A 9,675-nucleotide genomic window follows, 5' to 3' on the forward strand; every position below is an offset into this window, starting at 1 on the left:
ATATCCCTACCCTCAAAATGAATAAAAAGACAGGCATTTTATTAATGATATTAATAGTGCCTGTTCTTGTTTATATATGCTTGAAGATTTTTGGCCAAAATCATTTTAGTCTTCCTCGTTACATTCCTGCCATTGATTCAACTACAGGTGAAATTAAGATGGCCAAACGACTGAAACCACGTTGGAATGAATCCGAGTTGGACACCGTTTTTCAGACAATCCCTTCCTTCTCTTTAATGGACGAACGCGGAAAGACTTTCACTTCTGAAAACCTAAAGGGCAAAATTTATGTGGCTAATTTCTTTTTTACGCGTTGCGGGACTATTTGCCCGAAAATAACGTCTCAGATGAGTCGAGTTACAGACGCCTTTATCCAAGACAAAGACATACATTTTATCTCTCTTTCGGTAGATCCGAAGTACGATAATCCGGAAAAACTAGCAAGCTATGCTAAAAAGTTCGATGCAGACACTGCCCGTTGGACTTTCTTAACGGGAGATAAAAAAAATATTTACCCATTAATCTTGAAAGGATTTCATGTGCCTTTGGCAGATGCTTCCGAATATGATGCGGCCATTAAAAATCCAGATGAAACATTTATTCATTCAGAACGTTTAGTATTAGTTGACAAGTCGGGTGTCATCCGTGGATTTTATGACGGGACAGACAAAAAAGAAGTTGACCGACTAATTGTAGAAATAAAGGTCTTGAAAACTATATATTCAACAGAAAATTAATATGCCTACGATTTCCCAAAATCCACAAAACGATAAATTGATTAACATCGTTTCAATCGTAATTCCGTTGGCCGTTGCGGCACTTATCGGCATTCAAATAAAATTACCTTTAGGCGATTGGACCAAAGTGTTACCGCACGTAATTGGCTTTTTGAACACTACTACGGCTATCTGCTTAATTTACGGTTTCATCGCGATTAAGTCCAAGAATATTAAGGGGCATGAAACTGCCATGAAGTTGGCATTTGCTCAAGGTGGTTTATTTTTAATCTTATATATTTTATATCATATTTCTAATCCATCCACCCCATACGGGGGTACAGGCTGGACTAGACCTGTGTATTATTTCTTTCTAATAACACATATTGTGTTATCCATCGGAGTTGTTCGTTTAGTCTTGTATGCCATTTATCAAGCTTTAACAAATCAAATTGAAGCGCATAAAAAAACGGTTAAATGGGCATTTCCCATTTGGCTATATGTTTCTCTTACTGGTGTGATTGTTTACCTTATGATATCTCCTTTTTATGTTTAAGCGAATTGCATTCTTCTTAATCGTTTTTTTTCTTTTCCAAATGGATGGATTTGCACAGTGTGCGATGTGTCGGACAACGGTGGAAAGTACGATTTCAAATGGTCGATCAAATATTGCGACAGGGTTAAATACGGGTATTTTGTATTTATTAACTGCACCCTACTTGCTCGTGGGTGTCATTGCATGGATGTGGTTTCGTCAGAGTAAAAAAGAACAGCAGGCACGTATCTCAAAATGGCAATTACGCCAAAAAGTCTCCCAACTATTAAGTAAGCAATCCTAATCCCAGATTGGGTATTGGGTTAATTTGATTGCCTGCCCAAAAAACTGTTTGGTTGACTGCTCAAAAGATTCTGTGTAATCAGATACATAAAATTGCCGACTCCCCATTACGCCTGTTGACAAAAGATCTTTTTCAACCAATAACTCTTTGATTGCTTCAGCTACAATAATCGAGGTGTCTATTACTTCTACGCTCCCTTGGTAATAATCTTCAATTTGTTTTTTGATTAATGGATAGTGTGTGCATCCCAGAATTAATCCGTCGATACCGGTTAGCGTTGGATTAGCCAAATACTCTTGAATAATTTGCTCTGAGATTCGATTGTTGAAAAACCCTTCTTCAATCATGGGTGCTAGTAGCGGCGTTGCAAGCGACTGTACTTGAATATTTTTGTCAAGCTCCGCCGCCTTGCGGGCGTAAATTCCAGAATTCACAGTTTGTTTGGTCCCGATAAGTCCCAGTTTTTTGTTTGCCCAATCCTGATCAATGTATTGAATGACTGGGTCGATGACATTCACAACAACGGCCTTCGTTCCCACATAGGCCTTCACTAAATCATAGGCCGCTGCGGAAGCTGAATTGCAGGCAATTAAAATCAGTTTACAGTTTTTTTCTAGAAGTAAATTGCAGATTTTGACAGAGTATGCTTGTATCGCCGTGGCTGATTTATCACCATAAGGTAAGTGCGCCGTATCCCCAAAATAAATGATGGGTTCTTTGGGCATGAGTTCGGTTATGGCATGAGCTAAGGTAAGTCCCCCAATTCCACTATCAAAAATTCCAATGGGTGCAGCGTTTGGCATAAGTCTAAAATAGAATGTAAATAACGGGAATTTGGTATTCTTTTCAAACCCACGCAACCATTTAGACATTTTTGCCATCTTTGCGGTCGGATTCATTAAATCACCAACATTGACAAACGTTTTACCTTCCCAAGCTAAAGAGATCGAATGGGTTCGATTATGCCAAAAGCAGGACCGAAAGGGGCAGTATGCTGTTTATCAGTATTATGCAGGTAGAATGATGGCGGTCTGTAGGCGCTATTTAGGCCAAAGCCCCGATGCCGAAGATGCCTTACAAGAAGGATTTATGAAAGTGTTTACGAAGATTGATCAGTTTACGGAGGGAAAAAGTTTTGAAGGGTGGATTCGCCGAATTATGGTCAATGAATCGCTGATGAAAATAAGAAAAAATGGCTCCATTTATTTAAAAGATATTGATGAGACATGGGATGTAGGTCAGCCGGCAGAAGCATTAATGCATTTGACCACACAAGAAATTGAAATGTTGATTGCCGATATGCCAGATGGGTATCGCACCATATTTAATCTGTATGCTATCGAAGGATATAGTCATCCGGAAATTAGTCAAATGTTACATATATCCGAGGGGACCTCGAAATCGCAATTATCGCGAGCAAGAGCATTACTTCAAACCAAAATGAAAAACGTAGCGGTATGAAAGATAAAAACAAATTTACCTGGGAACAGGTGGAAGCCCAATGGCGTGGCCAACTTAAACAGCAAGAGGAGCCTGTGCCAGCCTTTAATTGGGATCAATTGGATGCGTCAAATTCACGGCCAATCATACCGTTATGGCGTAGGGTAACTCAGAGCCCATGGGCATGGGCGGCGGTGCTTGGTTTGTCGATTGGGTTGAATTGGCAAAATGTAGAAACTGCTCAAACCGTGTTACCAACGGTTGCTGTCACTCAAAAGCAGATGGAAGAACCGTCTGAGCAGTTGATTTCGAAACAAGATGCCCCTAAAGTGCGTGCGCAAATGATCGAGTCTATTGGCATAGCTACTAAACCAGCTGACATCTCACCCGTAGCCGTAGAAGAAATCGCCGTGGCGAAAGCGGTGGATTTACCAAAAGCAGTTGAATCGAAAGATGAAGAAGAAGTGGTACTCGTACGCATAGACATTGACCCCATTGAAGAAAAGAAGGCAATGCTTGTTCAAGAGACCTTTGAAAAGCCGGTGAAAAGAAAGCGAAATTTACTGGGGCAAATTTTCCGTCAAGTAATTTCGGGCGAGCCTGGTGGCTGGCGTGAGATAGCCAATTCAAATGATAAATTAAGTGACGGAATTCACCAAGTGGCTAATACCGTAATCCGAACAGAACAATCCGTAAAACAAACATTACAAATTCAATAAATATGAAAAACCTACTACTAATGACGTGCCTATTGGTTAGCCAAGTGCTTTGGGCAAAAAACACAAATGATAGCTTATTACTTAAGATTGATAAGCGCGACCAAAAAATCATAGGCGCAAATAAAGATTCTAAAAAGACCTTGCGGGAAGAGCTTGAAGGTGTCTTAGAGAAAAAGGGCTTAGTGCTGACGGATAGTTTGTGGCAACAAATTAGAACAGTCATTCGAACTGATTCGGAGGGCGATAGCAGCTTAACGATGCAAATCGGAAATAGTAAAGTTAAAATTGGTATTATAAAATCTGGTGCGACCTATAATGGCCTACAAAAAACTTTTAAGATGACGTATCCGAAAGATCAAAATACCTTCACGGTGAAAAAAGACAGCTTAGGTAAGTCGATTGTTATCAAAAGTGATGGCAAAGAGGAAGTACGTGTGGGTTGGAATGGGATTCATGTGAAAGATGGGAAGGAAGAGGTCCACGTGGATTGGAATGGTGTACATGTGAAGGAACCCAATGGGGAAGAAACAAAAGTGATTTGGGGGAGAGATTCAACCAAAACACAATCAAAAGATAAAAAATCCAATTTGTATCAACGAAAGAGATTTAATGTCTACATAGGACTCAATGGCCTAACTGGAAAAATGCCTGAGAATGTAATAGCCATTTATCCTAGTCCCTACTTAAATTCTGATCCAGAATTAAAACCACTAGGTTCAAGATTTGTGAGTTTAGATTTTACACATGCGGCAACGATAGCTCGCGGCAAAAATAGTGCGTTTAAATTAGGCTATGGTTTTTCATTTGATTGGTACAACTTCATGTTTGATCACAATCGGGTAGTTACCAAGGCAACATCCGCTACGAATTTCCAGCCGATAATTGACACGAGAGGAGACGAGGTAGCGTTGAAAAAAAATAAATTGACAGTATCTTATATTACGCTTCCGATTGTGCCGCATGTTGTATTTAGTAAACAATCTGCCATTAAAATGATTGGATTGGGAGGATATGTTAGTTACCGATTGGATAGTTGGACCAAAACTATTGAAGAAAAGAGTGATGACTTAACGAGAATTGGATCTAATTTCAATCTAAATCAAGTAAGATATGGCGTAAAAGCAGAAGTGGCGTTACGAAATGTAGGTGAGTTATTCTTTAATTATGATTTAGCACCACTATTTCAGAAAGGAATGGGTCCGGAATTAACTGCATTTAGCTTCGGATTTAAACTATAATTAAAATTTATCACATTTTTTTTGACGAGAGTTTTGCGGAAATCAAAAAAGGAGCTACTTTTGCGAACTATTTCAGTTAAACGTTCTACTGGAATGCAGAATTTTGGGGATATACCAGAGCGGCCAAATGGGGCAGACTGTAAATCTGCTGGTGAATGCCTACGGTGGTTCGAATCCATCTGTCCCCACATTCTTTTATGATTTAGGTTCTTTTTACAGGAGAATTTATCAGCGGGAGTAGCTCATTTGGTAGAGCGATAGCCTTCCAAGCTATAGGTGGCGGGTTCGAGCCCCGTCTCCCGCTCGAATGAAAATGTTGCTTAGGAGAATTCCCCCTGAGTGATATTTTTATTTTGTTAGACCAAAAGAGGTTTAATTGTGGCCGCAGGGTAATTGGCCTTTGTAGCTCAGTGGTAGAGCACTTCCTTGGTAAGGAAGAGGTCGGCAGTTCAATCCTGCTCAAAGGCTCTAACACACATTACTTGAAAGAGTAATTATTGGAATTTGTAACATTTGAATTTTTTATAAACTAATTAAGAACTAAATAATCATGGCAAAAGAGAATTTTGACCGAAGTAAACCCCACGTTAACATTGGTACAATTGGCCACGTTGACCACGGTAAAACAACTTTAACAGCTGCTATCACTAAAGTTCTTTCTGAAAAAGGTCTTGCTGAGAAGAAAGATTTCTCTTCCATTGACTCTGCTCCAGAAGAAAAAGAGCGTGGTATCACGATTAACACAGCGCACGTAGAGTATTCTACTACTGCGCGTCACTATGCACACGTTGACTGTCCAGGTCACGCGGATTACGTGAAGAACATGGTAACGGGTGCTGCACAAATGGACGGTGCTATCTTGGTAGTTGCTGCTACAGATGGTCCAATGCCACAAACACGTGAGCACATCCTTTTGGCTCGCCAAGTTGGTGTACCTCAATTGGTTGTTTTCATGAACAAAGTGGACATGGTAGACGATCCAGAATTATTAGAATTAGTTGAAATGGAGATCCGTGAGCTTCTTTCATTCTACGAATTCGATGGTGATAACATTCCCGTAATCCAAGGATCTGCATTAGGTGGATTGAACGGAGATGCTAAGTGGGTAGCTACGATCGATGCGTTAATGGATGCAGTTGATTCTTGGATTCCACTTCCTAAGCGTGATGTTGAAAAGGCATTCTTGATGCCAGTTGAAGATGTATTCTCGATCACAGGTCGTGGTACAGTAGCAACAGGTAAAATCGAGACTGGTGTTATTAACTCAGGTGAGGCAGTTGATATCTTAGGTATGGGAGCTGAAAACTTGAAATCAGTAGTAACTGGTGTTGAGATGTTCCGTAAGATTTTAGATCGTGGTGAAGCTGGTGATAACGTAGGTTTATTGTTACGTGGTATTGAGAAATCTGATATCCGTCGTGGTATGGTTATCTGTAAGCCAGGTTCAGTGAAGCCTCACACGAAGTTCAAGGCTGAGGTTTATATCTTGTCAAAAGAAGAAGGTGGACGTCACACTCCATTCTTTAATAAATACCGTCCACAATTCTACTTCCGTACGACAGACGTAACAGGTGAAATTACTTTACCTGCAGGAGTTGAAATGTGTATGCCTGGTGATAACTTAACAATTGATGTTACGTTATTGAACAAGGTAGCTATGGATAAAGGTTTACGTTTCGCGATTCGTGAAGGTGGTCGTACAGTAGGTGCTGGTCAGGTAACTGAAATCTTAGACTAATATTTTAGTAGTTTTTGTGAAAAGAGCGGTCAGTGGCCGCTCTTTTTTTTTGTATACTTGTAAACCGAAAAGCTAAGCCTTCGCTTTCGGCTTAGCTTTGGCAAACCTTGAAGGTTTGCCAAAGCTTGCGTAAGGCTTGAACGATTTTAATTTAACCTATTTTGTCTCATGAAAAAATTACTACTTATTTTAGCAGTTTGTTTATTTGCCTTTCAGTCGTACAGTCAGGAATATTATGAAATAAGAACGTATCATATGAAATTCAGGGGAAATGCAAATCTCTTAGAAAGTTACTTAGCTAAATCATTTATCCCAGCAATGAATGCGTATGGTGTTTCAAAAATTGGCGTATTTAAAGATCTTGGCAAACCTGAACCGGCTATTATTGTCGTTACGATTCCATTTAAATCTTTGTTGGCCTACGCCGGATATAAAGAGGCATTGGAGAAAGATGCCAACTACCAAGCTTCGGCGCGCGCATATTTCGATCAAGTGGGGCCAGATAAACCATTGTATGAAAAAATATCTACTTTGTTAGCCAAAGGCTTTGCGGGACATCCTGTGATGAAGTTACCCCAAATAAATCCTGGGAGAATCTATGAATGGCGGACCTATGAAGCCTATAATGAAGATGCGCTAAAGCGTAAAATTGCCATGTTTAACCAAGATGAACTTGCTATTTTTGATAAAGTAGGCCTTCATAATGTGTTTTTTGGGGAAGTATTGGCTGGCGAAAACACACCTTGTTTGAGTTATATGGTCTCATTTGAGAACATGGCTGAGCGTGATGCAAATTGGGCTAAATTCGGAGCAGATCCGGATTGGAAACGCATTAGTAGTGACCCACGCTATGCAAATAGTCATTCGAAGACGGTGCGCAGATTTTTAGAGCCGACAAGCTATTCGCAGTGGTAAAAAATCAATAATACGTATCGAGGTTTGTTAGTTAGGTTTTTTTATCTAAATTTGCAATCCTTTCTACGGGCATAGTATAATGGTAGTATGCAGGTCTCCAAAACCTTTGGTCAGGGTTCGAATCCTTGTGCCCGTGCAATTGAAATTTAAATAACCGATAATCGGCAATATATGAGCAGTTTTACATCATTGATTAAGGAATCTTGGACGGAAGTGACCGAACAAGTCACTTGGCCAAAATTCACAGAACTTCAATCGAGTTCAGTATTGGTATTAGTTGCCTCTTTGATTTTTGCCTTGTTGGTAGGAGTCGTAGATTTGGCATTTAAATCTGGTTTGGATTTATTTTATACCTCATTTTAATAAATAGATTGATCCATGGCAGAGACTAAATGGTATGTGTTGAGAGCAATCTCAGGACAAGAAAAGAAGGTAAAGACCTATATTGAGAATGAATTAGCACGTCAAGGTGTGTCTGATTCAGTCCCTCAGATATTGATTCCCACCGAAAAAATCTATGAAATCCGTAAAGGCAAAAAAGTAATTCGGGAGAAGAACTTGTTCCCAGGATATATCATGGTGGAAGCAGACCTTGCTGGCGAGGTTAGTCACATTTTAACTTCAACACCAAGTGTTATAGGCTTCTTGCAAACAAGTAATGAAGAGATTGAAGAGACTAAGATTGAGGGGGGAAAGACAAAAAAGGTCAAGGTGATCGTCAAAAAACCAATGCCAATTAACCAAGCAGAGGTTAATCGTATTTTAGGTAAAGTGGATGAATCAGCAGCGCTTGAGGAATATGCATCCATCAGTTTCATCAAAGGAGAAACTGTTCGCGTTATTGATGGCCCATTTGCGACATTTGAAGGTACGGTAGAAGAAATCCATGAGAATAGCAAGAAATTGTCTGTAATGGTTAAAATCTTTGGCCGTAATACGCCTTTGGAATTAAATTACGCACAGGTAGAGAAGTAAGATACGTCGACAATTAAACTTAGACCCCTGGTATCCAGGGTTTTTTTTTAGTACGCTAGGCAATCGCATGATCAGTCAAATCAAATTAGTTACGTATTTAATTGAGCTAAACGAAGCAATTCTTTTCTATCCAAAATTGAGGCGCTTTTACAAGAAGCATTTACCTGAGGATCCAAAGATATTTGATATAGGTGCCAACAAAGGGCAATCGGCAGACTTCTTTTTTGCAATTCGTCCAAAAGCGAAAATTAATTCATTTGAGCCCAATCCCAGTTTATTTACTTTTTTGACTAAAAAGTATGAAGGAAAATCAAACCTCACACTTGTAAATAAAGGCATTTCAAATGCCAAACAACTACTCCCCTTTTACATCAATCAATTGGATTTAACGTCTTCCTTTGAACCACTAAATCCAACTAGCAAATATTTAGCAAAAAAGGCACATATTTTAGGCGTAAAGACATCAGATATCATCCGAGAGACCATTGAAATTGAAACAATTACTTTACGCGACTACATCAAATCACAAGGAATAACTCACATTGATTTATTGAAAATTGACACTGAGGGCCACGAATTAAAATGTCTGACTGGTTTATTTCCTATCACCAACTGTCAAATTGATCGAATTCAAATTGAAAACCACCAAGACGATATGTATCAAACACTAGACTCTTTTGAATCTATTGAGTCGGTTTTAGTCGAAAATGGATACCAAATTGAAGTTTCAATAAAGCATGGTTTTGGCGATTTCTATGAAATGATTTTCAAAAAATCATAGACTAACAAAATTTTCTTAGTTCACTTGTTTGCATACTACGTATATTTCCTTAATTTTGCAGTCCGTTTAAAAAGCGGCAATCTCTGTTTTGAAAATTTCAGGAGGAGATTGGGCTCAGATGTCTTGTTACACGGAAGAGTCACCCGGAGGAGAATCAGATAAGGAAGCTTCCACCCTTATTGGCAGATAAACCTCTAATTCACTAAATAAACGATGTTTTAACATGGCAAAAGAAATAGCTGGCTACGTAAAGCTTCAATGCAAAGGTGGCCAAGCCAATCCTTCACCACCCATCGGTCCTGCATTAGGTTCGA

Annotated in this window: 12 protein-coding genes, 4 tRNA genes and 1 pseudogene; 16 read left to right on the forward strand and 1 reads right to left on the reverse strand. The window is 39.4% G+C overall.

What is annotated here, in order from left to right; all coding sequences use genetic code 11:
* Positions 1–17 precede the first annotated feature (17 nt).
* Genes AC1W6K_RS09880 through AC1W6K_RS09890 form a run of 3 tightly spaced genes read left to right on the forward strand, consistent with a single transcriptional unit; the run spans position 18 to position 1,555 of the window.
* Positions 18–737 (forward strand): SCO family protein, encoded by a 720-nt coding sequence (locus AC1W6K_RS09880; protein WP_481947356.1) that lies wholly within the window; start codon positions 18–20, stop codon positions 735–737.
* A 1-nt stretch (position 738) separates the two neighbouring features.
* Entirely contained in the window at positions 739–1,272 is a 534-nt protein-coding gene (locus AC1W6K_RS09885; protein WP_481721202.1) for a DUF420 domain-containing protein, read from the forward strand.
* Positions 1,265–1,555, forward strand: a complete 291-nt coding sequence (locus AC1W6K_RS09890) for a hypothetical protein (protein WP_481721200.1) — start codon at positions 1,265–1,267, stop codon at positions 1,553–1,555. Before AC1W6K_RS09885 ends, AC1W6K_RS09890 begins: the two co-directional genes overlap by 8 nt.
* On the opposite strand, the gene murI is transcribed toward AC1W6K_RS09890, so the two are convergent.
* A complete protein-coding gene (gene murI / locus AC1W6K_RS09895) occupies positions 1,552–2,358 on the reverse strand; it encodes a glutamate racemase (RefSeq protein WP_481721228.1) in 807 nt (268 codons plus the stop codon). The genes AC1W6K_RS09890 and murI overlap by 4 nt on opposite strands.
* A gap of 109 nt (positions 2,359–2,467) precedes the next feature.
* Between murI and AC1W6K_RS09900 the strand changes: the two genes are divergently transcribed.
* The 13 genes and pseudogenes from AC1W6K_RS09900 to AC1W6K_RS09960 form a co-directional block, all read left to right on the forward strand.
* Complete coding sequence (locus AC1W6K_RS09900; protein ID WP_481947357.1) at positions 2,468–3,016, forward strand: RNA polymerase sigma factor; 549 nt, start codon at positions 2,468–2,470, stop codon at positions 3,014–3,016.
* A complete protein-coding gene (locus AC1W6K_RS09905) occupies positions 3,013–3,714 on the forward strand; it encodes a hypothetical protein (protein WP_481721196.1) in 702 nt (233 codons plus the stop codon). Before AC1W6K_RS09900 ends, AC1W6K_RS09905 begins: the two co-directional genes overlap by 4 nt.
* A gap of 2 nt (positions 3,715–3,716) precedes the next feature.
* Positions 3,717–4,952 (forward strand): porin family protein, encoded by a 1,236-nt coding sequence (locus AC1W6K_RS09910; protein ID WP_481947358.1) that lies wholly within the window; start codon positions 3,717–3,719, stop codon positions 4,950–4,952.
* 105 nt (positions 4,953–5,057) lie between these two features.
* Positions 5,058–5,140 (forward strand) — tRNA-Tyr (locus AC1W6K_RS09915).
* Between the two features lie 43 nt (positions 5,141–5,183).
* A tRNA-Gly gene (locus tag AC1W6K_RS09920) sits at positions 5,184–5,256 on the forward strand.
* 92 nt (positions 5,257–5,348) lie between these two features.
* Positions 5,349–5,420, forward strand: a tRNA-Thr gene (locus tag AC1W6K_RS09925).
* 82 nt (positions 5,421–5,502) lie between these two features.
* A complete protein-coding gene (gene tuf / locus AC1W6K_RS09930; protein WP_481947359.1) occupies positions 5,503–6,690 on the forward strand; it encodes an elongation factor Tu in 1,188 nt (395 codons plus the stop codon).
* A gap of 168 nt (positions 6,691–6,858) precedes the next feature.
* Entirely contained in the window at positions 6,859–7,605 is a 747-nt protein-coding gene (locus tag AC1W6K_RS09935) for an NIPSNAP family protein (protein ID WP_481947360.1), read from the forward strand.
* 65 nt (positions 7,606–7,670) lie between these two features.
* Positions 7,671–7,741: transfer RNA gene (locus tag AC1W6K_RS09940), tRNA-Trp, on the forward strand.
* 35 nt (positions 7,742–7,776) lie between these two features.
* Entirely contained in the window at positions 7,777–7,968 is a 192-nt protein-coding gene (gene secE, locus AC1W6K_RS09945; RefSeq protein WP_395785197.1) for a preprotein translocase subunit SecE, read from the forward strand.
* A gap of 15 nt (positions 7,969–7,983) precedes the next feature.
* Positions 7,984–8,580, forward strand: a complete 597-nt coding sequence (gene nusG, locus AC1W6K_RS09950) for a transcription termination/antitermination protein NusG (RefSeq protein WP_481721187.1) — start codon at positions 7,984–7,986, stop codon at positions 8,578–8,580.
* A gap of 67 nt (positions 8,581–8,647) precedes the next feature.
* Positions 8,648–9,361 (forward strand): FkbM family methyltransferase, encoded by a 714-nt coding sequence (locus tag AC1W6K_RS09955; protein ID WP_481947361.1) that lies wholly within the window; start codon positions 8,648–8,650, stop codon positions 9,359–9,361.
* A gap of 223 nt (positions 9,362–9,584) precedes the next feature.
* Positions 9,585–9,675: pseudogene (locus AC1W6K_RS09960) on the forward strand (50S ribosomal protein L11); the annotation flags it as partial.

It is taken from the genome of Aquirufa sp. (assembly GCF_964796385.1).